This is a genomic window from Actinoplanes sp. NPDC089786 (assembly GCF_040684855.1).
Classification (GTDB): domain Bacteria; phylum Actinomycetota; class Actinomycetes; order Mycobacteriales; family Micromonosporaceae; genus Actinoplanes.
The window spans coordinates 1,827,720-1,852,494 of the sequence record NZ_JBFBGU010000001.1; the positions used below are offsets into that span (position 1 = coordinate 1,827,720).

General features: G+C 71.3%; 19 protein-coding genes and 4 tRNA genes. 8 read left to right on the plus strand and 15 right to left on the minus strand.

The window, feature by feature from the left end; translation table 11 throughout:
- Window positions 1-29 precede the first annotated feature (29 nt).
- Window positions 30-3,137 (plus strand): EAL domain-containing protein, encoded by a 3,108-nt coding sequence (locus AB0O15_RS08815; RefSeq protein WP_364315924.1) that lies wholly within the window; start codon window positions 30-32, stop codon window positions 3,135-3,137.
- Here the strand turns inward: AB0O15_RS08815 and AB0O15_RS08820 are convergent.
- The 3 genes from AB0O15_RS08820 to AB0O15_RS08830 all read right to left on the minus strand — a co-directional run bounded on the left by AB0O15_RS08820 (window position 3,107) and on the right by AB0O15_RS08830 (window position 6,111).
- Window positions 3,107-3,841, minus strand: coding sequence for an SDR family oxidoreductase (locus AB0O15_RS08820; RefSeq protein WP_364315927.1), 735 nt, complete (start codon window positions 3,839-3,841; stop codon window positions 3,107-3,109). The genes AB0O15_RS08815 and AB0O15_RS08820 overlap by 31 nt on opposite strands.
- Window positions 3,842-3,922: 81 nt before the next feature.
- On the minus strand, window positions 3,923-4,264 hold the full coding sequence (locus AB0O15_RS08825; protein ID WP_364315930.1) for an Lsr2 family protein: 342 nt from the start codon (window positions 4,262-4,264) through the stop codon (window positions 3,923-3,925).
- A gap of 152 nt (window positions 4,265-4,416) precedes the next feature.
- Window positions 4,417-6,111: a GMC family oxidoreductase gene (locus AB0O15_RS08830; RefSeq protein WP_364315932.1), complete on the minus strand. Its 1,695-nt coding sequence runs from the start codon at window positions 6,109-6,111 to the stop codon at window positions 4,417-4,419.
- A gap of 181 nt (window positions 6,112-6,292) precedes the next feature.
- On the opposite strand from AB0O15_RS08830, the gene AB0O15_RS08835 reads away from it, so the two are divergent.
- Complete coding sequence (locus tag AB0O15_RS08835) at window positions 6,293-7,891, plus strand: AMP-binding protein (protein WP_364317150.1); 1,599 nt, start codon at window positions 6,293-6,295, stop codon at window positions 7,889-7,891.
- Here the strand turns inward: AB0O15_RS08835 and AB0O15_RS08840 are convergent.
- Together AB0O15_RS08840 and AB0O15_RS08845 are read right to left on the minus strand one after the other, a co-directional pair.
- On the minus strand, window positions 7,853-9,016 hold the full coding sequence (locus AB0O15_RS08840; RefSeq protein ID WP_364315934.1) for an FAD-dependent monooxygenase: 1,164 nt from the start codon (window positions 9,014-9,016) through the stop codon (window positions 7,853-7,855). The two genes, AB0O15_RS08835 and AB0O15_RS08840, sit on opposite strands and share 39 nt — an antisense overlap.
- 76 nt (window positions 9,017-9,092) lie before the next feature.
- Window positions 9,093-9,962 (minus strand): BadF/BadG/BcrA/BcrD ATPase family protein, encoded by an 870-nt coding sequence (locus tag AB0O15_RS08845; RefSeq protein ID WP_364315937.1) that lies wholly within the window; start codon window positions 9,960-9,962, stop codon window positions 9,093-9,095.
- Window positions 9,963-10,030: 68 nt separating this feature from the next.
- On the opposite strand from AB0O15_RS08845, the gene AB0O15_RS08850 reads away from it, so the two are divergent.
- Both AB0O15_RS08850 and AB0O15_RS08855 read left to right on the plus strand, forming a co-directional pair.
- The gene (locus tag AB0O15_RS08850; RefSeq protein ID WP_364315939.1) at window positions 10,031-10,909 is read left to right on the plus strand and encodes a MurR/RpiR family transcriptional regulator; all 879 of its coding nucleotides are present in this window, start codon (window positions 10,031-10,033) and stop codon (window positions 10,907-10,909) included.
- A gap of 38 nt (window positions 10,910-10,947) precedes the next feature.
- Window positions 10,948-12,135, plus strand: a complete 1,188-nt coding sequence (locus tag AB0O15_RS08855) for a glycosyl hydrolase (RefSeq protein WP_364315941.1) — start codon at window positions 10,948-10,950, stop codon at window positions 12,133-12,135.
- Here AB0O15_RS08855 and AB0O15_RS08860 read toward each other — a convergent pair.
- Entirely contained in the window at window positions 12,132-13,754 is a 1,623-nt protein-coding gene (locus tag AB0O15_RS08860) for an AMP-binding protein (RefSeq protein WP_364315944.1), read from the minus strand. The two genes, AB0O15_RS08855 and AB0O15_RS08860, sit on opposite strands and share 4 nt — an antisense overlap.
- Window positions 13,755-13,968: 214 nt before the next feature.
- On the opposite strand from AB0O15_RS08860, the gene AB0O15_RS08865 reads away from it, so the two are divergent.
- Window positions 13,969-14,541 carry a hypothetical protein gene (locus tag AB0O15_RS08865; protein ID WP_364315947.1) on the plus strand — a complete coding sequence of 191 codons (573 nt, stop codon included), beginning with the start codon at window positions 13,969-13,971 and terminating at the stop codon, window positions 14,539-14,541.
- Between the two features lie 67 nt (window positions 14,542-14,608).
- On the opposite strand, the gene AB0O15_RS08870 is transcribed toward AB0O15_RS08865, so the two are convergent.
- From AB0O15_RS08870 to AB0O15_RS08910, 9 genes are all read right to left on the minus strand, one after another.
- Complete coding sequence (locus AB0O15_RS08870) at window positions 14,609-15,163, minus strand: hypothetical protein (protein WP_364315950.1); 555 nt, start codon at window positions 15,161-15,163, stop codon at window positions 14,609-14,611.
- Window positions 15,164-15,213: 50 nt separating this feature from the next.
- A tRNA-Tyr gene (locus AB0O15_RS08875) sits at window positions 15,214-15,295 on the minus strand.
- A 71-nt stretch (window positions 15,296-15,366) separates the two neighbouring features.
- Window positions 15,367-15,439, minus strand: a tRNA-Ala gene (locus tag AB0O15_RS08880).
- Window positions 15,440-15,444: 5 nt separating this feature from the next.
- Window positions 15,445-15,519, minus strand: a tRNA-Leu gene (locus tag AB0O15_RS08885).
- A gap of 24 nt (window positions 15,520-15,543) precedes the next feature.
- A tRNA-Leu gene (locus AB0O15_RS08890) sits at window positions 15,544-15,617 on the minus strand.
- A gap of 710 nt (window positions 15,618-16,327) precedes the next feature.
- Entirely contained in the window at window positions 16,328-17,332 is a 1,005-nt protein-coding gene (locus AB0O15_RS08895) for a TAXI family TRAP transporter solute-binding subunit (RefSeq protein ID WP_364315953.1), read from the minus strand.
- Window positions 17,333-17,343: 11 nt separating this feature from the next.
- The gene (locus AB0O15_RS08900; protein WP_364315956.1) at window positions 17,344-19,347 is read right to left on the minus strand and encodes a TRAP transporter fused permease subunit; all 2,004 of its coding nucleotides are present in this window, start codon (window positions 19,345-19,347) and stop codon (window positions 17,344-17,346) included.
- 21 nt (window positions 19,348-19,368) lie between these two features.
- Entirely contained in the window at window positions 19,369-20,010 is a 642-nt protein-coding gene (locus AB0O15_RS08905) for a response regulator transcription factor (RefSeq protein ID WP_364315959.1), read from the minus strand.
- Complete coding sequence (locus AB0O15_RS08910) at window positions 20,001-21,053, minus strand: histidine kinase (protein WP_364315961.1); 1,053 nt, start codon at window positions 21,051-21,053, stop codon at window positions 20,001-20,003. Before AB0O15_RS08910 ends, AB0O15_RS08905 begins: the two co-directional genes overlap by 10 nt.
- Window positions 21,054-21,185: 132 nt before the next feature.
- On the opposite strand from AB0O15_RS08910, the gene AB0O15_RS08915 reads away from it, so the two are divergent.
- The 3 genes from AB0O15_RS08915 (at window position 21,186) to AB0O15_RS08925 (ending at window position 24,755) form a co-directional block, all read left to right on the plus strand.
- Entirely contained in the window at window positions 21,186-22,628 is a 1,443-nt protein-coding gene (locus AB0O15_RS08915) for an alpha/beta fold hydrolase (protein ID WP_364315964.1), read from the plus strand.
- A 45-nt stretch (window positions 22,629-22,673) separates the two neighbouring features.
- Window positions 22,674-23,690, plus strand: coding sequence for an NADPH:quinone reductase (locus AB0O15_RS08920; protein ID WP_364315966.1), 1,017 nt, complete (start codon window positions 22,674-22,676; stop codon window positions 23,688-23,690).
- Window positions 23,691-23,774: 84 nt separating this feature from the next.
- Complete coding sequence (locus AB0O15_RS08925; RefSeq protein ID WP_364315968.1) at window positions 23,775-24,755, plus strand: acyl-CoA desaturase; 981 nt, start codon at window positions 23,775-23,777, stop codon at window positions 24,753-24,755.
- Window positions 24,756-24,775: the final 20 nt, after the last annotated feature.

Consider the following 24,775-nt stretch of genomic DNA (forward strand, 5'->3'; position numbering starts at 1 on the left):
GGCCGTTGAGACCGCGCCGAGGAGGAGACATGCCGGCACGCTGGGCCGCCGCGCTCTTCGGCGGGTGGATGGCCGTGCTCGCCGGTGTCTTCCTGCTCGAGCCCGACCTGCGGGCGCCCGTCCGGCTGATCGCCGGCGCGTCCGCGGTGGCGGCCGTGGCGGTCGGTCTACGCCGGCGGAAGCCCGCCCGGGTCCTGCCCTGGCGCCTGCTCCAGCTGACCCTGGTCGTGTCCTGCCTCGGCGGGACCGCGGTCGGGGAGCGGGACCGGCTGACCGGCTCGCCGGCCTGGGTGGCCGACGTCGGCGAGGGCCTGCTGATCGCCGTGTACCCGCTGTTCGCCCTGGTGCTGCTGATGTTCGTGCGCATCCGCACGGGCGGCGCCCGGGACCGTGGCGGCGTGCTGGACGCGCTCACGGTCACCTCGGGCGCGGCGCTTCTCGCCTGGGCGTACGCGATCGCCCCGCACCTGAGCACCGCCGACATGAGCCGCCCGGCGGAGTGGGTGTCGGTCGCGTTCCCGCTGGGCGACCTGCTCTGCCTGGCCATGCTGACCCGGCTGTTCACCACGATCAACCGCCGCATCGCCGCCGCGGTGCTGCTCGGCGCCGGCCTGTTCGCGCTGCTCATCGCCGACATCGGCGACGACCTCGTGGTGCCCGGCGACCACCTGGGTTTCCTGGCCGCGTTCGGGCGGGTCCCGTTCTACGCGGCGGCCGGGCTGGCCGCGCTGCACCCGTCGATGACCCAGCTGACCCAGCCCTCCGGGGTGCGCGACGGCGACCTCGGCCGGCTGCGGCTGGCCCTGCTCGCGCTGGCCTCGCTGGTGGCGCCGACCGTGCTGATCGTCGAGGCCGGCCGGCGCGGCGAGGTGCCCGACCTGGCCGTGCTCGGCGCCCTCAGCGCGCTCACGTTCCTGCTGGTGCTGGCCCGGATGGCCGGGATCATGGCCAGCCATCGGCTCGCCCTGGCCCGGGAACGCGGCCTGCGCGAGGCGTCGGCCACGCTGGTGTCGGCGGCGGACGCGGACGAGGTCGGTGACGCGGTGCGGACCGCGGTGGCCCAGTTGCTGCCGGCCGACGTACCCCACGGGGTGGTTCTGGCCATGGCCATCGCCGAGCCGGAGCAGCCGCTGACCGGCCCGGCCGCCGCCCAGGCCGCGCAGGACCGGGCCTCGGGCACGTCGGCGCGGCTGGTCGGGACCCGGGACGTCGACTGGGCGGTGGCGATCCGGCTGACCCACTTCAACACCGTGCTGCGCTGCCCGCTGGTGCTGGCCGACCGGCCGACCGGTGACCCGCTGGTCGGGGTGCTGCACGTGGGCGGGCCGCGGTGGGCGCTGACCGGGCTCCAGCAGGCCATGGAGGTGCTGGCCACCCAGGTCGCGCTGGCCCTGGAGCGGATCGCGCTGAGCGAGGAGGTCACCCGCCGCAACAGCGAGACCTATTTCCGTACGCTCGTGCAGAACACCTCGGACGTGATCCTGATCGTCGACGACGAGGACCGGGTCCGGTACGCCAGCCCGTCGGCCGGCCCGGTGCTGGGCAACGACCCGGTGGGCGTGGACATCTTCTCGGTCATCCACGCGGTCGACCGCGTCCGCCTGGCCGACCTGCTGATGTCGGTGCGGGCCGGCCACAGCCCGGCCGAGGGGCAGGACTTCCGGGCGCAGGACCGGCGGCGGACCGAGGTGACCGTCGAACTGCATCTGCGCGACCTGCGGGCCGACCAGAGCGTGGCCGGCCTGGTCGTCACCATGCGCGACGTGACCGATCGCCGCCGCCTCGAGCGTGAGCTCACCCACCAGGCGTTCCACGACTCGCTGACCGGCCTGGCCAACCGCACGCTGTTCACCGACCGGCTGGGGCACGCGCTGGCCCGCGGCGCCCGGGACGGCTCGGTGGTCGGCGTGCTCTTCATCGACCTGGACGACTTCAAGATCGTCAACGACACGCTCGGCCACGCCGTCGGCGACCAGTTGCTCCAGGCGGTGGCCGACCGGATCGCCGGCGCGCTGCGGGCCGACGACACCGCGGCCCGGCTCGGCGGCGACGAGTTCGCCGCGCTGGTCGAGAACGTGCAGGACCCGGGCGCGGTCGAGGAGACGGCCACCCGGATCCTGGCCGCGCTGGCCGAGCCGATCCTGGTCGACGGCGGCGCGTTGCAGGTCAACGCCAACGCCAGCGTCGGCATCACCACGACCCCGGAGGCGGACACGGCGGCCGAACTGCTGCGGCAGGCCGACCTGGCGCTGTACGTGGCCAAGGGCGCCGGCAAGAACCAGTGGCGGCGCTACCAGTCCCACCTGCACAGCGCCATGGTCGAGCGGCTGGAGCTGCGGTCGGCCCTCGACCACGCCGTGCACGAGGGCCACTTCCTGCTGCAGTACCAGCCGATCGTCGACCTGGCGTCCGGCGACACGGCCGGCTTCGAGGCGCTGGTCCGCTGGCAGCACCCGCAGCGCGGGGTGATCGCGCCGGACGAGTTCATCGAGGTGGCCGAGGAGAGCGGCCTGATCGTGCCGATCGGCAAGTGGGTGCTCGACCAGGCGCTGCACACCGTGGCGCAGTGGCGGCGCATCCTCCCGCGGGCCGGCCGTCCCTACGTCAGCGTGAACGTCAGCGTCCGGCAGTTCCGCCAGCCCGGCTTCGTCGAGCAGGTGCGCTCGTCGCTGGCCTGGGCCGACGTTCCGGCGCAGGCGCTGATGCTGGAGATCACCGAGACCTTGCTGATGGGCGACGACGAGCAGATCTGGGCCGATCTGGCGGTGCTTCAGGAGATGGGCGTACGCATCGCGATCGACGACTTCGGCACCGGCTACTCGTCGCTGGGTTACCTCCGGCAGCGCCCGATCGACGTGGTGAAGATCGACAAGACGTTCATCGACGACATCACCCACGACCCGCAGCAGATGACCCTGGTCGGTGGCATCGTCCGGCTCGCGCACTCGCTGAACCTGACCGTGGTGGCCGAGGGCATCGAGACCGAGGCCCACCGCGAGGTGCTGGTCGAGCTGGGCTGCCCGCTCGGCCAGGGCTACCTCTACTCCAGCCCGATCGGGCCGACCGAGGCGCTGACCTGGATGACCCGGGCGGCCGACGAGCGCGGTCAGCGCCTCCTGGACGCCTTGCCCGCGTAGATCCGGTCGGCGATCGCCGGGAACAGGTGGGCGGCCACGACCGCGCCGCGATATTTGAACGGGACGATGATGCGGCGGCGCGGCCGGCGCAGCGCGCTCTCCACGGCCGCGGCCACGATCTCGGGGCCGGGCAGCCCGCTGCGGTGGGCGTTGCCCGGGGTGGCGATGTAGCCGGGTTCGATCAGCGTCACGGTCACCCCGGTGCCGGCCAGCTCACGGCGTACCGAATCGGTCATGCCCCGCAGGCCGAACTTGGTCGCCGAGTAGACCCCGCCGATGCCGACCTCGCCCGCCACCGAGCCGATGTTGACGATCGTGCCGGAGCGCTGCTCCTCCATGATCGGGACGACCGCGCGCATCAGCCGGATCGGGGCGCGCAGGTTGATGCCGATCGCGCGATCGACGCTGTGGTCCTCGGCCAGCACCGATGCGTTTGTGCCGACCCCCGCGTTGTTCACCAGAGCGTCGATCCGGCCGGTCACCGCACGGGCCTGTTCGACGAGCGCGGTCACCGCTTCCGGGTCACCGACATCGGTGGGTACGACCACCGCGGCGCCGCCATTCGCCTCGATCCGGGCCCGCACCGCGGTCAATTCCGGCACCCGCCGGGCGGCCAGCACCAGGGTCATTCCCGGACGCCCGAGTCGCAGCGCGGTGGCCTCTCCGATGCCGCTGGACGCACCGGTCAGGATGACGACGGTCATGGTTTCCCATCTGTCGCGGAATGCACAACGACGCCGCCGGCATGACCGGCGACGTCGTGTATGCGTGGGTCGGCGATAAATCTATCGCCTGGCGTGGTACGCCTCCACGATGGAGCTCGGGATGCGGCCGCGCTCGGAGACCTCGTAGCCGTTCTTGGTGGCCCACTCCCGGATCGCCTGGTTCTGGTCGCGGCTGGCCCGGCCGGTGCTGGCCGATCCACGACGGGCGCGGGAGTCGGCGCCGGCCCGGCCGACCCGGGTGGCTACGTTCAGATACGGGTCGAGTGCCTTCCGCAGCTTTCCGGCGTTCTTTTCCGACAGGTCGATGGTGTAGTTGACCCCGTCGAGTCCGAACTCAACGGTGCGGTCGGCCTCGCCGCCATCGAGGTCGTCGGTGAGAAGGGTGATTACCTGCTTGGCCATGGTGTGGCTGCTCCTGTAACGGCGATTTTTAGGCACGTCGTAATGCGGACTGTCAGTTCGCATTCTGTCTTGCCGATGATGCCTGTGCAAATTGCTGCCGCCGCATGTCGCATTTCTTTGCCTCGCTGTGCCGTCCGGCACAGTCGAAATGGTCACCCCAGTCGGAGTGCCGCCGGCGCGTGTTCCGGCACAGCCGGTTGGTTCGGCGCGATTGGGTTAAGCGCGCGATACGGCTCGCCGATGGCCGGCCGAACGTCGGTTTCTCCCTTGTTCGGCCACAATGCGACGGCCCGTTCGGCCAGCGCGGTGATGGTCAGCGACGGGTTCACGCCCAGGTTCGCCGGCACCGCCGAACCGTCCACCACGTGCAGGCCCGGATATCCGTAGACCCGGTGGTAGGCGTCGACCACGCCGGTCTCGGGCGAATCGCCGATCGTGGCGCCGCCCAGGATGTGCGCGGTCATCGGGGTGTTGAAGATGTCGCCGACCGAGCCACCGGGGTGGCCGCCGATCCGATCGGCGATCCGGCGGACCGCCTCGTGCCCGACCGGGATCCACCGCGGGTTCCCCGGCCCGTGGCCCGGGCCCGTCGTCAACCGGCCGGTGCGCGTCATGCGTACGGTCAGGGAATTGTCCAGGGTCTGCATCACCAGCGCGATGATCGTGCGTTCGCTCCACCGCCGCGTCGACAGCGACCGGGCGAACAGCACCGGATTGCGCAGCGCCTGCCCGAGGAAACGCAGCGGGCGCGGGACCCGCCCGTCGCCGTCGACCAGCATCGTGGAGAGCAGGCCCATGGCGTTGCTGCCCGGCCCGTAACGCACCGGCTCGATGTGGGTGTCCTCGTCCGGGTGGAACGACGACGTGATCGCCACCCCCTTCGAGAACGGCTCAGCGGGTACGCGATCGGTCTCCGCGCCGAGCAACGCCTCGGAGTTCGTCCGGGTCAGCGCGCCCAGCCGGTCGGAGAGCCGGGGCAGCACGCCCCGGGCCTTCATCCGGTGCAGCAGCCGCTGCGTGCCCAGCGTGCCGGCGGCCACGATCACGTCGTCGGCGGTGTAGTCGCCGTTCTTGGTCTCGATCCGCCAGCGCGGGCCCGGAGCGAAAGAACGTTCGTTCTCTCTCGGGTGGCCGCCGTCGCCGGCCGTCAGCGGACGCACGGCTGTGACCTGGGTATCCGGGTGGATCGTCGCGCCGGCCCGCTCGGCCAGGTGCAGGTAGTTGACATCCAGGCGATTTTTCGCGCCCACCCGGCAGCCGATCATGCAGTTGCCACATTCGGTGCAGCCCGTGCGGTCGGGGCCGGCGCCGCCGAAATACGGGTCGGGCACGGTCTTGCCCGGCTCGCCGAAGAACACCCCCACCGGGGTACGCCGGAACGTGCCGCCCACCCCCATGTCCTGCGCCACCTGCTGGATCACCACGTCCGACGGCGTCATCGACGGCTGCACGGTCACGCCGAGCATCCGGGTCGCCTGGCCGTAGTACGGCTCCAGCTCGCGGGCCCAGTCGGTGATGCCCGACCAGCGCGGGTCGTCGAAGAACTTGGCGGTCGGCTGGTAGAGCGTGTTCGCGTAGACCAGGGAGCCGCCACCGACACCGGCCGCGGACAGCACGATCACGTCCTTGAGCATGGTGATCCGCTGAATGCCGCGCAGGCCCAGCCCCGGCGCCCAGAGGAAGTTGCGCAGGTCCCACGAGGTTTTCGGCAGCGTCTCGGGGGTGAACCGGCGGCCGGCCTCCAGCACGCCGACCCGATAGCCCTTCTCGGCCAGGCGCAATGCGCTCACGCTGCCACCGAATCCACTGCCCACGACGACCACGTCGTAGTGCGTTAAGCGCCGCATTCCGTCGACGTTAGGCGCGCCCAAAGAGATGCGCCAGAACCTGATTCCCATGCCGGACGAACCCACCGGGCTTCTCCTCGCCCACCGCGCCATGCTCGAGGCGGTCGGTGGAGACGACCTCGCCGCCCGCGACGGCGAGCCGGCCGTGGCGCCGATCGTCAGGAGAGCGCATGCTGCGGAGATGCTGGCCTACACCGCGGGCACCTCGGACGTGCCGATGCTCGGCGAGACGATCGGCGCCAACCTGGACCGCACGGCCGCCCGCTTCCCGGATCGCGAGGCGCTGGTCGACGTGGCGGCGGGCCGGCGGTGGACGTACGCGGAATTCAACGCCGCCGTCGACGACCTGGCCCGCGGCCTGCTGAGCCGCGGCATCACCAAGGGCGACCGGGTCGGCATCTGGGCGCCGAACTGCGCCGAATGGGTCCTGGTGCAGTACGCGACGGCGAAGATCGGCGCCATCCTGGTCAACATCAACCCGGCGTACCGTACCCATGAGCTGGGTTTTGTCGTGAAGCAGGCGGGCCTGAGCCTGTTGATCAGCGCGGTGAGCTTCAAGACCAGCGACTACCGGGCGATGATCGCCGAGATCGGCTTCCCGGCCGCGATCTTCCTCGGGAGCCCGGAGTGGGACGCGCTGCCGAGCGACGAGGGCGAGCTCCCGGCCGACCTGAGCTTCGACGACCCGATCAACATCCAGTACACGTCGGGTACGACCGGCTTCCCCAAGGGCGCGACCCTCTCGCACCACAACATCCTGAACAACGGCTTCTTCGTCGGCGAGCTGGTCAACTACACCGAGCGTGACCGGATCTGCATCCCGGTGCCGCTCTACCACTGCTTCGGCATGGTGATGGGCAACCTGGCCGCCACCTCGCACGGCGCCTGCATGGTGCTGCCGGCGCCGGGCTTCGACCCGGCCGCCACCCTGGCCGCGGTCACTTCGGAACGATGCACGTCGCTCTACGGCGTACCCACGATGTTCATCGCCGAGCTCGGTCTGGAGAGATTCGACGGGTACGACCTGAGCACGCTACGCACCGGCATCATGGCCGGCTCACCGTGCCCGGTCGAGGTGATGAAGCGGGTGGTCGCCGAGATGAACATGGCCGAGGTCGCGATCTGCTACGGCATGACCGAGACGTCGCCGGTGTCGACGATGACCCGGGCCGACGACAGCCTGACCCGGCGTACCGGGACGGTCGGCCGGACCATGCCGCACCTGGAGTCGAAGGTGGTCGACCCGGGCACCGGCCTGGTCGTCGGGCGCGGCGAGCCGGGCGAGCTGTGCACCCGCGGCTACTCGGTGATGCTCGGCTACTGGGAGCAGCCGGACGCCACCGCCGGGGCGATCGACGCGGCCCGCTGGATGCACACCGGCGACCTGGCCACGATGGACGCCGACGGGTACGTCAACATCGTCGGCCGGATCAAGGACCTGGTCATCCGCGGTGGCGAGAACGTCTACCCGCGCGAGGTCGAGGAGTTCCTCCACACCCACCCGGACATCGCCGACGTGCAGGTGATCGGGGTGCCCGACGCCAAGTACGGCGAGGAGCTGATGGCCTGGGTGGTGCTCCGCCCGGGGGCCGGGCCGCTGACCGCCGGGCAGGTGCGCGAGTTCTGCGCCGGGAAGCTGAGCCACTTCAAGATCCCCCGCTACGTCCACGTGGTCGATGGCTTCCCGATGACCGTCACCGGCAAGGTGCGCAAGGTCGAGATGCGCGAACAGGCCGTGCGCCTAATCGCGCCGGGGGAGGGCGAAGAAGTCGGCCGGTGAGGTGACGCCGGCGCTCATCCGGGCGAACGCGTCCATCCCGTCCTGATCACCCTGCAGGCCGTTGACCAGGGCGACCGTGCGGTCGTCGGGCGCCTGGAGCGCGGCCACGGTCGCGGTCAGCTCGTACATCGGGAGGACCTGCGCGTCCCGGGCCGCCCAGTAGTCGGCCATCGCCTCCTCGAACTCCCGTTTGCCGCTCAGCGCCTCGTCGAGCGCGCCGGCGCACAACTCGGCGTCCCGGAACGCGTCGCTGATGCCCTGGGCGGTGATGAAGTCGCGGTTGTAGCCGGCGTCGCCGACCAGCGCCCAGCCGGGGCCGTACGGCGTGCGCAGGTAGTTGGGCATGGTGGCGCCGACGATCCGGTGTTCCCGGGTGGCCGACCGCAGCCGCTCGGCGAACCCGGGCGCCCGGTCGAACGTCCGGCCCAGCTCGTCCTCGACGTCGTCGCGGTGCTCGGTCAGTTCGGCGTACGGCCAGCAGCCGATGACCATGGTCAGGCCGTCGTTGGTCGGGCACGCCGCCCAGCCGCGTCCGGGCCGGCCGAACACCTCGAGCCCGTCGGCCGGGAGGTCGCTCCAGTACGAGTAGTAACCGCAGGTCATCGGCGAGCGGACGTGATATTGCCCAGCCTGCGCGACCTTGGCGACCAGCGAATTGCGGCCATCGGCGCCGACCACCACGCGAGCCCGGGCCCGCACCACGGCCCCGGTGGCGTCGCGGCCGCGTACCTCGGCGGGCTGATCGTCGGCGAGCACCACGTCGTCGACCGTGAACCCCTCGCGGACCTCGGCGCCGGCCTCGGCCGCGGCGTCGAGCAGCACCTTGTCGAGCACGGTGCGGCGCGGGGCGTAGGCGGTGCCGGGCGAGCCGGCCAGCGTGACGTCGCCGAAGTCGAACGAGTAGCGGCCGACCGGCGGGCAGCCCGAGGCGGTGACCCGGTCGAGCAGGCCCCAGCGGCGCAGCGAGTCGACGCCCGGCGGGTGGATGACGTGGGAGGACACGGTGTCGCTGGGGAAGGTGGCCCGGTCGACCAGCAGCACGCGGTGGCCGCGGCGGGCCAGCAGCATGGCGGTCGGAGAACCGGCGCAGCGAGCGCCGATCACATCATGGACCGGAGCCACCATGCATGCTCCTTTCCCTCGTCGGTCCCGGCCGACACCTTCCGTCCGCTGTCGGCCCGGCCCCACATTCGCCGCCTGGTCATCGCCCCGGATGCGAATGAGGGACAAGGCCGAGAGCCAGCCGAGCGGCCCCTGATACCGGATCGCCGGCCGGGCGAGCGCGGTCGCCGAGGGCGGCCTCGACGCCGCGCCGGATCGGGGTGTCGGCGGTGAGCAGGCCGCCCGCCAGCACCACCGGGCCCTCCGGGTGATCGAGTTCGGCGACCGTGGCGATCAGCCGTTCCACCGCCTCGGCGATGATCCGGGCCGACTCGCCGTCGGACGTGGTGCAGACCAGGGGGGCGAGGCGGGCGTAGGCCTGCGGCTTCTGGCGGGTCGCCCAGGCGATCAGTTCGTCCGGGGTACGCGTGCCGGTGTGCATCAGGACGGCCGTGCCCAGCGCCGACGTCCGCCGGACGGCCGAGCGGATCGCCTGGAGGCCCAGCCACACGCCGGAGCCCTCGTCGCCGAGCAGCCAGCCGTACCCGTCCGCGGTGCGCAGCACGTCGAGGCCGTCGACCAGCGCCGCGACCGACCCGGTCCCGGCGATCAGCACCGCGCCGCGGGTCTCCTTGGGCTCCCCGGCGGCGTAGGCGGTCACCGCGTCGCCGACGATGCGCACCGGGCAGGTCAGGCCGATCTCCCGCCACTCGGCCGCGAACGCGTCGCGTACCGCGGTGTTGGCCATCGAACTGAGGCCGGCGATCCCCACCACCGCGAAACCCACCCGGGCCGGGTCGTGCCCGCGCAGCGCGGCGCGGACCGTCGCGCCGATCGCCCGCACCGCCACCGGACCGGACATCGGGTTGCCGGCCGCGCCGTCACCGCGTCCGACCTGGACCCCGGTCTGATCGAGGAGGACCGCCCGCGAGCCGGTGCCACCCGCGTCGACCCCCAGAGCGAGCCTCATGGAAGTTCATCATTGACTATCGGCGGCCACGGTCGTAATTTTCATCAACACACTTGTCGATGAAAAGGATGACCACAGTGTCCTGGTCCGGCGGGCTCCTGGAGCGACTGCGCATCGAGGGGCCGACCCTGCCCGGCGCGTTCGCGAAGATCGCCGCGGCCATCGTCGAGAACCCCGAGGCGGCCGCCCAGGCCAGCATCGTCGACCTCGCCGAGAGCACCGCGACCAGCGCCGCGACGGTCACCCGGTTCTCCCGGACGCTCGGCTTCAAGGGGTACGCGAACCTGCGCGTCGCCATCGCCACCGAGACCGGCCGCGCCGAACAGGCCCGCTGGGAGACCGACATCAGCGGCGACATCCACCCCGGCGACTCGCTGGACAGCGTGCTCAAGGTGATCGCCGCCGCGGACACCCGGGCCATCCAGGCCACCGCGGCCGGCCTGGACATGGGCGACGTCGAGCGGGTCGCCGCGGCCATCGCCTCGGCCTCGCGGGTGGAGATCTTCGGGCTGGGCAGCAGCGGCACGGCCGGCCGGGAGATGGCCTTCCGCCTGGAGCGGATCCGGATCCCGGTGTGGAGCCGGTCCGACAGCCACACCGCGCTGACCAACGCCGCCCTGCTCGGGCCGGGCGACGTGGCCATCGGGCTGTCGCACTCGGGCCGGACCAGCGAGGTGATCGAGACCCTGGAAGAGGCGTCGGCGCACGGCGCGCTGACCGTCGCGGTCACGTCCTACCCGCGGTCGCCGCTGGCCGAGCTGGCCGACGTCGTGTTCGTGACGTCGGTGCACGAGACCACGTTCCGGGTCGCCGCCCTGTCCGCGTTGCACTCGGCGCTGCTGGTGCTCGACCTGGTCTACGTCGCGGTGGCGCAGCGCACCTACGAGCGCACCACCGAGGCCTTCGAACTGACCGTGCGCGCGGTCGCCGCCCACCGGCGGCACTGAAATCCCCCGTTTCCCCTTCCGCAGGAGGCAGTCTGCTCATGAAAATCGACAAGTATCGATCAGTAGGGTTGGCCGCCCTGCTGGCCTTCGCCGGGGCCGGGTTCGCGCTGACCACGGCGAATCCCGCCGCCGCGGCCGACTGCGGCCAGATCTTCGACGACTTCGCCTACTCGTCCTCGTCCGACGCGGCGCTGACCAGCCACGGCTGGGTGGTGCGCGGCAACGCCGGCGGACCGGGCGTACCCGGCGCTTCGTGGTCGCCGGCCAACGTCACCTTCCCGACCGCCGACGGGCAGAAGGTGATGCAGCTGACCTCCTACACCGACGGCACCGCGGCCGGCACCGGGCACGCCGAGGTCCTCTCCGCGCAGAAGCGGTACTTCGAGGGCACCTACGCCAGCCGGGTCAAGTTCAGTGACATGCCCACCACCGGCACCGACGGCGACCACATCAACCAGACGTTCTTCACGATCAGCCCGCTCGCCTACGACCTCGACCCGACCTACTCCGAACTGGACATCTCCGAGTACCTGCCGAACGGCGGGTGGGGCGAGACCGGGCCGATCAACTACCAGACCACCTGGTACACGTACCGGAACGAGCCCTGGCTGGCCGACAACGTGCACTCCGAGCAGCGCTCCAGCCTGAACGGCTGGCACGACCTGGTGGCCCAGGTGGCCGGCGGGCACGTCCGCTACTTCATCGACGGCGTGCAGGTCGGCGACCACTCCGGCAAGTTCTACCCGCGCCAGACCATGACGATCAACTGGAACCAGTGGTTCATCGACCTGGCCACGCACAGCGGCGGGCGGGCGACCTACGTGCAGCAGGTCGACTACCTGCTGCACGCCAAGAACGCGGTGCTGTCCCCGGCCCAGGTGACCTCGCAGGTCGGCTCGTACCGCAGCGCCAGCCGGACCTTCACCGACACGATCGCCTCCGACTGTGGCACGACGCCGCCCACCGACCCGCCCACGGACCCGCCGACCGATCCGCCGACCGACCCGCCGACCGACCCGCCGGCGACCGGCTGCAACGACGCCCCGACCTGGAGCTACAGCTCCGTCTACCTCGGCGGCGCCCTGGTCAAGCACGAGCGCAGCCGCAACGGCGACCCGTCCGGCCCCAAGTCGGGCGACGGCCTCCACCTGTGGAAGGCGCGGTACTGGACCCAGGGCTCCGAGCCCGGCTGGACCCAGCAGTGGGAAGACCTCGGCCGCTGCTAGTCGGTGAACTCGCCGGACGGTGTGACGCCGGGCGTGGAGTGCTTCTCCCGCTCGGCGTCACGCAGTTGCACCCGCCGGATCTTGCCGGAGATGGTCTTCGGCAGGTCGGCGAACTCCAGCCGCCGCACCCGGGCGAACGGGGGCATGTGCTCGCGGCAGTACGCGAAGATCGCCTTGGCGGTCGCCTCGTCCGCCGCCCAGCCCTCGGCCAGCACCACGTACGCCTTCGGCACGGCCAGCCGCAGCTCGTCCGGTGACGGCACCACCGCCGCCTCGACCACCGCCTCGTGCTCGATCAGCACACTCTCCAGCTCGAACGGCGAGATCCGGTAGTCGGACGCCTTGAACACGTCGTCGGTGCGGCCCACGTACGTGATGTAGCCGTCCGCGTCGCGCGAGCCGATGTCGCCGGTGTGGTAGTACCCGTCCGCCATCCGTTCCGCGGTCAGCTCGTCGTCGCCGTGGTAGCCCACCATCAGCCCCAGCGGGCGCGGGTCGAGGAACAGGCAGATCTCGCCCTCCTCGGCCGGCTCGCCGGTCGCCGGGTCGATCAGCGCCACCTGGAAGCCCGGCACCGGCCGGCCCATCGACCCCGGCTTGACCGGCTGGCCCGGCGTGTTGGCGATCTGCACGGTCGTCTCGGTCTGCCCGAAGCCGTCCCGGATCGTCACGCCCCACGCCTTCTTGACCCGGTCGATCACCTCGGGGTTGAGCGGCTCGCCCGCGCCGACGACCAACCGCGGTGGGGTACGCAGCGCGCTCAGGTCGGCCTGGATCAGCATGCGCCACACCGTCGGCGGGGCGCAGAAGCTGGTCACGCCGCAACGCTGCATCTCGGCCAGCAGCCGGGCCGGGTCGAACCGGGTGTAGTTGTAGATGAAGACGCACGCCTCCGCGTTCCACGGCGCGAAGACGTTGCTCCAGGCGTGCTTGGCCCAGCCCGGCGACGAGATGTTGAGGTGTACGTCGCCCGGTTCCAGCCCGATCCAGTACATCGTGGACAGATGGCCGGCCGGGTAGCTGGCGTGGGTGTGCTCGACCAGCTTGGGGCGCGCCGTGGTGCCCGACGTGAAGTAGAGCAGCAGCGTGTCGGTGGCGTCGGTGACGCCGTCGGGTTCGAAGACCGGGCTTTCGGCGTACGCGTCAGAGAAGCTGAGCCATCCGTCGACGGCCCCGCCCACCGCGATCCGCGTGCCCTGCTCGGCGAACTTGTCCGCGGCGGCGGCGAGCGCGATCACATGCTTGGCCCCGCCCCGCGACACCCGATCACGCGCGTCGGCCGGCCCCAGCAGCGGCGTGGCCGGGATCAGCACCGCGCCCAGCTTGATCACGGCCAGGATGGTGTCCCACAGCTCGACCTGGTTGCCCAGCATCAGCACCACCCGGTCGCCGCGCTCGACGCCGTGGCGCCGCAGCCAGTTGGCGACCCGGTTGGACCGCGCGGACATCTCGGCGAACGAGAACCGCTGCTCGGTCCCGTCCTCCTCGACGATCCACAACGCCGGCCGGTCATTCCCGGCCGCCACCACATCGAACCAGTCCAGCGCCCAGTTGAACGCCCCGAGTTCGGGCCACCGAAACTGAGCCGCCGCCCCGGCGTAGTCCTCCCGATGTGCCACCAGAAAATCCCGAGCGTCCCGAAATGCAGCTGTCGTCATAGCCCCGCCTTCCGCCCGTCAGCATGCTCCCGCCTCCCGATCATCATCACGAACGCGTCGCCCTGTGGATAGTTCACAGAACCGTCGATATCACGCGCTACATTGACCGCCCACCCAGTGACGGGCGGGGGAGGTGGCGGCGCGCTCGCCTCGAACGAAACGGTGCAAATCGGTCATGGGGCGGCTATGGGGAGCGGCGGGATCGCTGCTTCTGCTGGCCACAGCGGGGTGCGCCGCTCAGCCGTCGCAAGCAAGACCCGCGCCCAGCGCGTCGCCGGCGGCCCTGCGGCTGACCACGATCCGCGACTGTCCGCCGCTCGCCGGCCCCGACCGGGAGCCCGGCCCGGACGATCCCGTCATCCAGCCCGGCACCAAGCAGACCGGGCTGGGCTACCAGCGCTTCTGCGTGTACGGGAATCCCGTGACGGTCAGCGTCACCATCGACGTGTACGTGGTCGCCAACACCGGGCCGTATCTCGACGTGCCCAAGTCCGTGCGGGAGGCCAAGTCGTACGGGCACTTCGCGGTGCCGGTGTCCGGTGCCGGTGATCGGGCGCTGGCCATCGCCGACGGGAAGGACTCGGACGGGCCGCGTCCACTGGTTCTGACCATGATCGCCGCCGGCAATGTCGAGCTCAGCATCCAGAGCCACGTGACCGGGGCCGTCCGCGGTGACGCCGACCTCCGGGCGCATGCTCCTGAGCTGGCCGCCCTCGGGGCCGAGTTGATCAGAGGGCTAGGTCCCTGACGATGTGGCGTGAGCTGATCGAGGGACTGACCGCCGAGGGGACGGACCGGAGCGGTACCGGCACTGATCATCCGCGCGCCTCGCTCACCTGCCGGTTCGCGTCCCCGATCAGGGTGAGCACCCGGTGCCGGCCGACCACGACGTTCCCCAGCAGCAGCAGCCCGGCCGCCACGCGGACGCCGGTCATCGCCCAGACGCCGACGGTCCACTGGGAGCCCGCGCTCTCCAGGCACATGGCCACGATCAGGGTCAGCACGAACGCACGGACCACCCACCCTTTGACGACCAGCCCGGCGTCGAAGCCGAAGCGGTCGGCGAGCTGCTGGGTGCGCCGGTTCCACATGATCAGCAGAACGATCGTGCCGATCAAGGCCAGGAGCGATCCGAAGAGTACGCCGACAGCCAGCAACAGGAACCAGATCGTCACCGGTGTCCCGGCCGGCGGCAGGTCCAGCGCGGCGGTCGCGACCCCGCATACCGCGTAGAACACCGTGAACCCGGCCAGCAGCCACGTCACCACCGACCACCCGACCGGCACCCTGATCGTCTCCGGCAGCAGCGATCGGCAGGTGTGCCCCTGCCCGGCGAACTCCAGAACCGTCCCACACTTCGTGCAATGCACCACGGCCCCCGTCTGCCGATCGACAAGCGTCAGCCGGGAACGATAGAGCGTGCGGGCGGAGGGATTCGAACCCCCTAGGCGTGAGCAAGCGGTTTACAGCCGCTCCCGACCCTCCCACGTCGGCGCGCCCGCGAAGAGGGCCGCTCCGGGTGGAGGCGGCCCCGTGAAGAGGGCCGCCCCGCGAGGAAGCGGAAGCGGCCCCGTGGACCCGGCCGGACTCGAACCGGCCACCTTCTGTTTGCAAGACAGACGCTCTCCCAGATGAGCTACGAGCCCTTGCGTACCCGGAGCGCGATTCGAACGCGCACTATCGCCGGTCTGAGCGGCGTGCCTCCTGCCAGTTGGGCTACCCGGGCCTGGTCTTCAGTTGTGGTGGTGCGTGCCTTCGGCGCGATTCGAACGCGCACTGCCGGCGCTCTCGACGCCGGGCCTCTGCCAGTTGGGCTACGAAGGCCGGGCCGGCCGTTGTGCGGAGACGGGGGTACGTCTTCCGGTGTCGTTGGCGGGGTAGCGCAAGTAGTCCCCTCCAGCCAGCCACGACGCGCTGTCCGCCGCGCCGGCCCGACATCGGCCGTTGACGTTCCCATCTCCGCACCCGAGCGATCAATCACTCGGAATGCCGGCTTTCCTCTGCACTTCATGAGAATCGGATAATTGTTCGTCGATCCATTCCGAAGCAGGATCGACCCATTCTTCCCACCGGGAGGAGAGCACTTCCGCCCGCCTCGGAGAAGATTGCGGATCAAGTCTTATTCGGAACTGCCGCCGAGCATTGTCGGGGCGGTCCTCGTGAGCGAGCGCCTGGGCGAGCCGGCCGGGTCCGTCGCTCCGCGTCCGGAGCGTAAGCCCAGCCAGGGCAACAGAAAAGCCGCCCGACCCGAGTGGGTGAGGACGGCTCTACCGCGCGGAATTCGCCGCGTTACCCGCCCACTCCAAGGCCCAGGAACATCTCATACGCACTGCGGGAGCCGAGTAGCCGCACGGCTCGCCCACAGCGCAGCGTCTGCCACCCCGTGATCGTGGCGATGTGCCGGCCCATGGTCGACTCCCTCCAAGTCTGTCGTCGCCCCGAGAGTCGGAGCAACTGAAGAGAACGGTAGTCGAGGCGCGCGAATCAAGCAATACCTTTCGCGCGCCCTATTCGACTCGTCCCTTACACGTGGGCTATTTCGGGGCGCCGAGATCGTCGAGTGCCTTGACGGCGCCGCGGTGCAGCGGAACCGGATCGGTCTTGCGCGCGGTCTCCAGCTTGATCTCCTTGGCCGCCGCGTTGGCCTGTTCCAATTGCGGCTTGCGGTCGAAGAGGGCCTTGGTGAGCACGCACGCGACGTTCGCGTCCAGGTCGGTGCGGACCAGCAGGACGTTGGGCACGGCGATGGTCTTCACGTCGGCCGGGGTCTTGTACGTGGCCGCGGGGATGGTGCTGGCCTCGTACACCGGATTGATCTTCTGCATCTCGCTGAGGAGCGGCGTGACGTCGAGGAAGGCGACCTGCTCGCCGGACGTGGTGAACAGGTCGGTGATGCCGGGCGTCGGCAGGCCACCGGACCAGAACATGGCGTCGATCGAGCCGTCCTTCATGCCGTCGACGGTCTTGGTGAGGTCGAGCTTCTGGGCGCTGATGTCCTTGGCCGGGTCGAGGCCGCCCGCCTTGAGGATGCGGTTGGCGATCACCTCGGTGCCGCTCTTGGGCGAGCCGGTGGAGACGCGCTTGCCCTTCATGCCCGCCACGTCGGTGATGCCGGCGCTCTTGCGGACGACCACGTGGGTGTAGTTGGTGTGGATGCGGGAGATCGCGGCGACCGGCTGCTTCCCGGTGAAACTGCCGGTGCCGTTGACCGCGTCGGCGGCCGAGTCGGCGAGCGAGAAGGCCAGGCCGAAACTGCCGGCCACCAGCTGCTGGATGTTCTGCACGGAGGCGCCGGTCTCGCTCGCGGTGGCCTTGACCTTGCCGCCGGTGGCGCCGAGCTGTTCGGCGTAGGCGTTGCCCAGCGCGAAGTAGACGCCGGTGGCGTTGCCGGTGGCGATGCCGATCCGGGTGTCGTTGGCGACGTCGCAGGTGACCTCCCCTCCCGCGTCGGTGCTGGCGGTGTCCTGCCGGCCGCCGCAGGCGGTGAGGGCGAGGGCGGGGATCAAGAGCAGAGAAAAGGGCCTGAGGGGTACGGACATGAGCGTGCCTCCTAGGAAGAGGGAACTGCGGGCGGGGCGGCGACGGAGCGCCGGCGGTACAGGTAGGCGAGGAATGCGGCCAGGGACAACGCGACGACACCGGCCGCGATCGTGAGCGGGGCCAGGTAGAGCAGCAGCAGGCCGGCCAGCCCGCCGAGGACGCGGGCGGGCAGCGGCGCCGCGCCGACCCCGGGCACCCAGCCGCCGGTGGCCACGGCCAGCCCGAACACCGCCAGCGCGGCGGCCAGCGTGGTCCACACGATGCCCAGGACCGGGCCGCGGGCCAGCAGGTATTCGCCCGGCTCGGTCAGCACGAAGGCGATCGGGGCCAGGAACGCCGGCAGGGCGTACTTGAGGGCCTGCCACATGGTCGGGATGGTGCGGCCGCCGGTGATCGCGCTCGCCCCGACGGCGGCCAGCGCGGTCGGTGGTGTCACCTCGGAGAGGACCGAGTAGTAGAAGACGAACATGGCCGCCGCGGGCGCGGGGACGTCAAGTTGCAGCAGCGCCGGGCCGATGATCACCCAGCCGATGATGAAGCTGGCGGTGACCGGGACGGCGAGGCCGAGGATGGCCAGGGCGATCGCGGCGAGCACGGTGGTCAGGGCAAGCACCAGGGTGGGGTTGTCGCCGAAGACGTGGGCCCAGCTGATCAGCTTGCTCGCCAGCTTGGCGCCGAGGCCGGTCTTGGTGGTGATCGAGGTGATGATGCCGGCGGCGGCGCAGACGGCCACGACCGGGAGTACGCCGCGTACGCCGGCCGACAGCGCGTTGAACAGCCGCCCCGGGGTCAGCCACGAGCGCCGGTCCAGGAAGGACAGCGCGGCGGCGAGGATGGTCGCGTACACCACCGATCTGGTCGCGCTGACGCCCGCGGCGAGCAGCACCACGATCAGGATCAGCGACGAGAAGTGGTAACCGAACCGGGCCAGCAGCCTCAGCGCCGACGTCTGTGGCAGGTCGACGGCCTTCACCCCGAAGCGGCGTACGTCGATCTCCACCGCGAGCAGGATGCCCAGGTAGTAGAGGACGGTCGGGATCATCGCCCAGCCGAGCACGGTCAGGTACGAGACGTCGAGGTACTCGGCCACGATGAAGGCGGCCGCGCCCAGGGTCGGCGGGGAGAGGATCGCGCCGACGCCCGCCGCGGCCAGCATGCCGCCGGCCTGCTCGGGCGGGTAGCCGGCCCGCTTGAGCATCGGCCAGGTCACCGCGCCCACGCTGACGGCGGTGGCCGTACCCGAGCCGGAGACCGTGCCCAGCAGGAAGCCGGCGGCGACCGCCGTGCGGCCCGCGGCGCTGCGGGAGCGGCGGAAGGCGGCCACCGACAGATCGACGAAGAACCGGCTGGCTCCCGACAGATCGAGCACGGCGCCGTAGATGGTGAACAGCACGATGTACGTGGCCGCGACGTCCAGCGGCGTGCCGTAGAAGCCGCTGCCGGAGTTGTAGAGCGCGTCCACGATCTGGTCGAAGTCGAGGCCGACGTGGGCGAGGTCCCAGTTCTGCGGCATCAGGCCGCCGTAGTACCCGTAGGCCAGGAAGAGCACGCAGACCACCGGGAGCGCCCACCCGGTCGTCCGGCGGCAGGCCTCGATCGTCAGCACCAGCAGGACCGCGCCGAACAGCACGTCGGCCGGCTCGAGCAGACCCTGGCGGTTCAGGAAACCGTCGTACCCGCCGCCGAAGGGGTTGATCGGATAGAGGCAGACGATCAGCGTGACCGCGGCGAGCACCCAGTCCACCACCGACGGACGCCGGCGCGGCGCCCGGCCCCAGCCGGAGTGGTAGCAGAGCAGGACCAGCGGGAGCGTGCCGGCCAGGAAGACGATCAGATAGAACTGGCTGCCCTGCGCGAGCGGCCGGAACACCTGCCAGAGCACCAGCAGCGCGACCACACACGCGACGACCGCGACACCGAGACCGACCCGGCCGCTCAGATCGCGGGCCGGGCGTTCCTCGTCGTCGAAGTGGACGGCCGGTGGATCGGCCTCCGAAGATCGAAGCTCGACCATGTCCGGACATTACCCGCTCGATCAGCCGTCGAGGAACTTCAATACCGCCAGGACCCGCCGGTGTCCGGTATCGGTCGGCTGGAGGTCCAGTTTGGCGAAGATGCTGCTCACGTACTTCTCGACGGCGCTGTGGCTGACGCGCAACGCGTCCACGATGCCGGCGTTCGAGCGGCCCTCGGCCATCAGGCGCAATACCTCCTGCTCGCGCGGGGTCAGCCGGTCGCGCGGATCGTCGCGGCGGCGGATCAGCAACTGGGCGACCACCTCGGGATCGAGCGCGGTGCCGCCGGCCGCCACCCGGCGCAGCGCGTCGAGGAAGTCGTCCACATGCGCCACCCGGTCCTTGAGCAGATAGCCGACCGCGTCGGTGGAGCTGTTCAGCAGGTCGGTGGCGTAGCGCTCCTCGACGTACTGCGAGAGGACCAGGACCGCGACCCGCGGGTGCACGCGGCGGATCACCAGTGCGGCCTGGATGCCCTCGTCGGTGTGGGTGGGCGGCATGCGGACGTCGATCACCGCGAGATCCGGCTCGTGCTCGGCGACCGCGTCCAGCAGCGCCGGGCCGTCCCCGACCGCGGCCACCACCTCGAAACCGGCGTCGGTCAACAGCTTGGTGAGCCCGGCGCGCAGCAGCACGCTGTCCTCCGCGAGCACTATGCGCACGGCAGCTCCACCACGATCGAGGTCGGGCCGCCGGGCGGGCTGGTCACGGTCAGCGTCCCGTCCACCCCGGCGGCCCGTTTGGCCAGGCCGCTGTCCGAGGTGATCACGGCGCCGCCCCGGCCGTCGTCGGTGATGTCGATGATCAGCCGGTCCTGGGATCGGGTCAGCGTCACGCCGGCGGATGTCGCGGAGGCGTGCTTGGCGACGTTGGCGAGCGCCTCGGAGACCACGAAGTAGGCGACCCCCTCGATGCCCGGTGCGCAGCGGGGCTCGACGTCGACGGTCACCCGTACCGGGAGGGGCGCCCGCGCCGCGATCCCCGAGATCGCCGCGTCCAGACCGCGCGCGTCGAGCACCGCCGGATGCAGCCCCCGCACGAAGTCTCGCAACTCGGCCAGCGCCGCCACCGCCTCGTCGTGCGCCGCGTCGATCGCCTCCCGCTCCGGCGACTCCGGCAGCGTCGCCCGGGCCATGCCCAGGTTCATCGCCATCGAGACCAGCCGCTGCTGCACACCGTCGTGCAGATCGCGCTCGATCCGGCGGCGCTCGGCGTCGGTCGCCTCGATGATCTCGTCCCGGCTCCGGGCCAGCGTCGCCACCCGCCGGGTCAGCGTCTCGGCGCGGCTCGGCCCGAGGAGCGCGCGGCCCACGCGGGCGTCCAGCTCGGCGACGCGGCGTCCGGTCCGGGGTTCCACGACCAGGAGTCCGGCGGGCACGTCCACCGCGATCGCGTACAGATGGAAGAGGATCTGCCGCCCGTAGCTCGTCCGCGCCGCCTCGACCTCGACCCCGATCCGGACCAGCCTGGCCCGCTGCCGGGCGGCGAGCCGGCGCGCGGTCCAGATCACCACGACCGGCCCGAGCGGCACGGTGGCGGCGTAGACCCAGGCCTGCCAGGCGGCGCCGGTCGGTCCCTCGATCAGGCTGACGACGGCGGCGCCCCAGAGCAGCACGATGAGGAACAACACGCCCGCGGTGAGCAGCCCGAGCCAGAAGCCCCAGGCAAGGTGCATCACCACACGCGGTTTGGTCAATCCGTTCATGACATCCACGGTCGGGCTCGCACGGGGCCGAGGGTATCCGGTGGGCTCCCGGCCGGGGATGCGGAAATCCACACCCCCGCGGCGGAGGCCGCCCCACTGACGACTCGGCGACTCCGGCGGAGCGTGGTCGGCATGACGAAATGGATCGCGGTCATCGCCGCCGGGTTGATGATGGTCACGCCGCCGGCGGCCGGGCGGAACGGGGTCGACTGGCACCGGTGTGCCCAGGCGGCCGACGACACCGAGGGGCAGGAACTGGACGCCGCCGGGGTGCAATGCGCCGAGGTGACGGTGCCGGTCGACCATGCGCGGCCGGGTGGGCGGACGCTGACGGTGGCCATCGCGCGGAGCGTGGCGCCGGATCACGTGCACCGGGCCGGGATCTTGATGATCAATCTTGGCGGGCCGGGCAGCCCGGTGCTCGGTGTGGTGCCGGCCGCCCGGGCCGTGATGGGTGCGGCGGGCGCCCGGTTCGACCTGATCGGGATGGATCCGCGGTTCGCCGGGCGAAGCAGCCCGATCGACTGCGGGTGGCCGGAGAGCTGGCTGCCGAGGTCGGCCGGTGCGACCCGGGCGAGCTTCGACCGGATCACGCGGCTGAGCCGGGACCTGGCCCGGCGGTGCACCGACGACCGGTTGCGGCACATGTCCAGTGCGGACACCGCCCGGGACATGGACGCCGTCCGCGTTGCGCTGGGCGAGCCGAAGCTCTCCTATCTCGGCTACTCGTACGGCACCTACCTGGGCGCCGTCTACACGCAGCTCTTCGCGGCCCGGGCCGGCCGGATCGTGCTGGACAGCGCGACCGACCCGGCGCTGGCCGGCACGGCCCAGCTGCGGGAGGCGGCGCCGTTCCGGCAGGCGATGCTCCGGGAATGGGCGGCGACGGCGGCCGGCACCCGGCTGGGCGCGACCGCCGACCAGGTGGTGGCGACGGTCGAGCGGGTGTACGCGGCGTCCGCCCGGCGTCCGTTGCGGGTCGGCGACCTCCGGCTCGACGACACGGTGGTGCCGGCGATCATCGTGAACCAACTGATCGACGACACCGGGAACGACGGCCTCACCGCGACGATGCTCGAACTCCAGGCCGCGGCGGACGGGCGGGCGGCCACGCCCACCGACGCGATGCGGGAGACGGTGTCGAGCGCGCTCACGAGCGACTCGTCGGCCGTGCACTCGGCGCAGACCGCGATCATGTGCGCTGACGGAGGTATACCCCGGGATGTCGAATTCTTCTGGCGGAGCCTTCGGCGGGAGCGTGCGGAATCGCCGGTCTTCGCGCCGATGGCGTGGCTGGTGCCGCCGTGCTCGTTCGCGCCGCCGCCGCTGACCCCGCACGTCGACGTCGCGAACCGGGTGCCGGCGCTGATCGTCCAGGCCGAGAAGGACATCGGCTCGCAGCTGCGGGGCGCGCGGGCCCTGCACACCGCGATGGCCGGCTCCAGCATGATCACGCTGGGCGGGGCGCGCACCCACGGCGTCTACGGCTTCCGCCAGAACGCCTGCGTCGACGACGCGGTCAACGCCTATCTGACCACCGGGCGCCTGCCGCGAGACCGCGAGGTGGCGTGCTGAGGCGTTGGCGTGGCGGGGCGATTCACCCGGTGTAAGGATCGGGGGATGAGGGCCATCATCTACAGCGAGGTCGGCGACGCCGAGGTTCTGCGGGTCGTCGAGCGGGCCAGGCCGGAGCCTGGACCGGGCGAGGTGCGTGTCACGGTTGCCGTGTCGGGGGTGAACCCGACCGACTGGAAGACGCGGGCGGGCGCCACCAATCCGAAGAAGTTCGAGGAGGTCACACCCCATCTGGACGGCGCCGGGGTGATCGACGCCGTGGGCGACGGGGTGGATCCGGGGCGGGTGGGTGAGCGGGTGTGGCTGCTCATGGCCACCCTCGGCCGGTCCACCGGCACCGCGTCCGAGTACACCGTGGTGGACGCCTGGCAGGCGGTGCCGCTGGGCGACGCCAGTTTCGACGTCGGCGCGACGCTGGGGGTGCCCGCCCTCACGGCACATCGGGCGCTGACCGTCGCGGAGGGCGGGCCGGACCGGCTGGCGCCGGGCGCGCTGGACGGGCGGGTGGTGCTCGCCGCCGGTGGGGCCGGTGCCGTGGGGCACGCGGCCATCCAGCTCGCCCGGTGGGCCGGCGCCACGGTGATCAGCACGGTCAGCTCGCCGGCCAAGGCGGCGCTGGCCACCGCCGCGGGGGCGCACCACGTGGTCAACTACCGGGACGGCGACGCGGCCGAGCAGATCCGGAAGGTCGCCCCGGACGGCGTGGACGTGATCGCGGAGGTCGCGCTCGGTGCCAATCTCGCGCTCGACCTCGCGGTGCTGCGGACGCGGGGCACGATCTGCACGTACGCCAACGACGGCGGCAAGCCGGTGGAGCTGGACGTGCGGCAGAACATGATGCTCAACACGCGCTTCCAGTTCATGGTGCTCTACACCGTGGGCGAGGCGGCGCTGCGGGCCGGCGCCGAGGACGTCGCGGCGGCGGCGCGGGCCGGGGCGCTGCCGGTGGGCGAGGAGCACGGGCTGCCGATCACCCGGTTCCCGCTGGAGCAGACCGCCGACGCCCACCGGGCCGTGCAGGACGGCGCGGTCGGCAAGGTTCTGGTCGACGTCGTGCTGTGATCCGTCGGTAGGGCTGGCCTCACCACCGCCTTGGGGGGCCAGCACCCCTGCGCGCGCGGTACCCGGATCGGGACAATGTCGTCTATGACGACGTCAACCGAGCCGCGAACCGATTTCGCAGAGCTCAGCCGCCGCATCCGAGAAGCCGGTCTGCTCGATCGCCGACCGGCCTACTACGTTCTCCGGCTGTCCCTGGTGGCGCTGTTCCTGGCCGCCGGCTGGGTGGCGTTCGCGCTGGTCGGCAGCTCGTGGTGGACGGTGGCGATCGCGGTGTGGCTCGGCGTCGGGTACGCGCAGGCGGCCCTGGTGGCGCACGACGTCGCACACCGTCAGGTGTTCCGGACGGCCACCGCCAGCGGCCGGGCCGGGATGATCGCCGGCAACCTGGGCATCGGCATGAGCTACGGCTACTGGCAGAACAAGCACACCCGGCACCACGCCAACCCCAACCACGACGACCTCGACCCGGACGTCGGGCCGGGCGTGCTGGTCTGGACGCCGGAGGCGGCGGCCAAGGGCGGCTGGATGGTCCGGAACCAGGCGTGGATGTTCTTCCCGCTGCTCACGTTGCTCGGGCTGAGCCTGCGCCGGGACAGCATCCGGGCGCTGATCCGCGACGACATGCCGAAGAAGGTTCGCGAGGGCGTGCTCCTCGGCGTACACCTCGTGGGTTATCTCGTGGTTCTGATCCTGGTCCTGACGCCGCTGCAGGCGCTGGTCTTCTTCGTCGTGCATCAGGCCGTGTTCGGCGTCTACCTGGGCATGACGTTCGCGCCCAACCACAAGGGCATGCCCCACCCGGACGGGACCGAGGACTTCCTGCGCAAGCAGGTGCTGACCTCGCGCAACGTGCGCGGCGGCGTGCTGGTCGACGTGGCCCTGGGCGGGCTCAACTACCAGATCGAGCACCACCTGTTCCCGTCCATGCCGACGCCGAACCTGCGCCGCGCCCAGCCGATCGTGCAGCAGTTCTGCGCCGAGATCGACGTGGACTACGAGATGACCGGTCTGGTCGATTCGTACCGGCAGGCGCTGTCCTACCTGCACCAGGTGTCGCGAAGGTAGGGCTACCACTACCGACCGGG

What these genes read in the sequence shown, in the direction of transcription:
- AB0O15_RS08815 (WP_364315924.1), top strand. Translation starts at nt 30, where the DNA reads ATGCCGGCACGCTGGGCCGCCGCGCTCTTCGGCGGGTGGATGGCCGTG.
- AB0O15_RS08820 (WP_364315927.1), bottom strand. Translation starts at nt 3,841, where the DNA reads ATGACCGTCGTCATCCTGACCGGTGCGTCCAGCGGCATCGGAGAGGCC.
- AB0O15_RS08825 (WP_364315930.1), bottom strand. Translation starts at nt 4,264, where the DNA reads ATGGCCAAGCAGGTAATCACCCTTCTCACCGACGACCTCGATGGCGGC.
- AB0O15_RS08830 (WP_364315932.1), bottom strand. Translation starts at nt 6,111, where the DNA reads ATGCGGCGCTTAACGCACTACGACGTGGTCGTCGTGGGCAGTGGATTC.
- AB0O15_RS08835 (WP_364317150.1), top strand. Translation starts at nt 6,293, where the DNA reads ATGCTGGCCTACACCGCGGGCACCTCGGACGTGCCGATGCTCGGCGAG.
- AB0O15_RS08840 (WP_364315934.1), bottom strand. Translation starts at nt 9,016, where the DNA reads ATGGTGGCTCCGGTCCATGATGTGATCGGCGCTCGCTGCGCCGGTTCT.
- AB0O15_RS08845 (WP_364315937.1), bottom strand. Translation starts at nt 9,962, where the DNA reads ATGAGGCTCGCTCTGGGGGTCGACGCGGGTGGCACCGGCTCGCGGGCG.
- AB0O15_RS08850 (WP_364315939.1), top strand. Translation starts at nt 10,031, where the DNA reads ATGACCACAGTGTCCTGGTCCGGCGGGCTCCTGGAGCGACTGCGCATC.
- AB0O15_RS08855 (WP_364315941.1), top strand. Translation starts at nt 10,948, where the DNA reads ATGAAAATCGACAAGTATCGATCAGTAGGGTTGGCCGCCCTGCTGGCC.
- AB0O15_RS08865 (WP_364315947.1), top strand. Translation starts at nt 13,969, where the DNA reads ATGGGGCGGCTATGGGGAGCGGCGGGATCGCTGCTTCTGCTGGCCACA.
- AB0O15_RS08895 (WP_364315953.1), bottom strand. Translation starts at nt 17,332, where the DNA reads ATGTCCGTACCCCTCAGGCCCTTTTCTCTGCTCTTGATCCCCGCCCTC.
- AB0O15_RS08900 (WP_364315956.1), bottom strand. Translation starts at nt 19,347, where the DNA reads ATGGTCGAGCTTCGATCTTCGGAGGCCGATCCACCGGCCGTCCACTTC.
- AB0O15_RS08910 (WP_364315961.1), bottom strand. Translation starts at nt 21,053, where the DNA reads ATGAACGGATTGACCAAACCGCGTGTGGTGATGCACCTTGCCTGGGGC.
- AB0O15_RS08915 (WP_364315964.1), top strand. Translation starts at nt 21,186, where the DNA reads ATGACGAAATGGATCGCGGTCATCGCCGCCGGGTTGATGATGGTCACG.
- AB0O15_RS08920 (WP_364315966.1), top strand. Translation starts at nt 22,674, where the DNA reads ATGAGGGCCATCATCTACAGCGAGGTCGGCGACGCCGAGGTTCTGCGG.
- AB0O15_RS08925 (WP_364315968.1), top strand. Translation starts at nt 23,775, where the DNA reads ATGACGACGTCAACCGAGCCGCGAACCGATTTCGCAGAGCTCAGCCGC.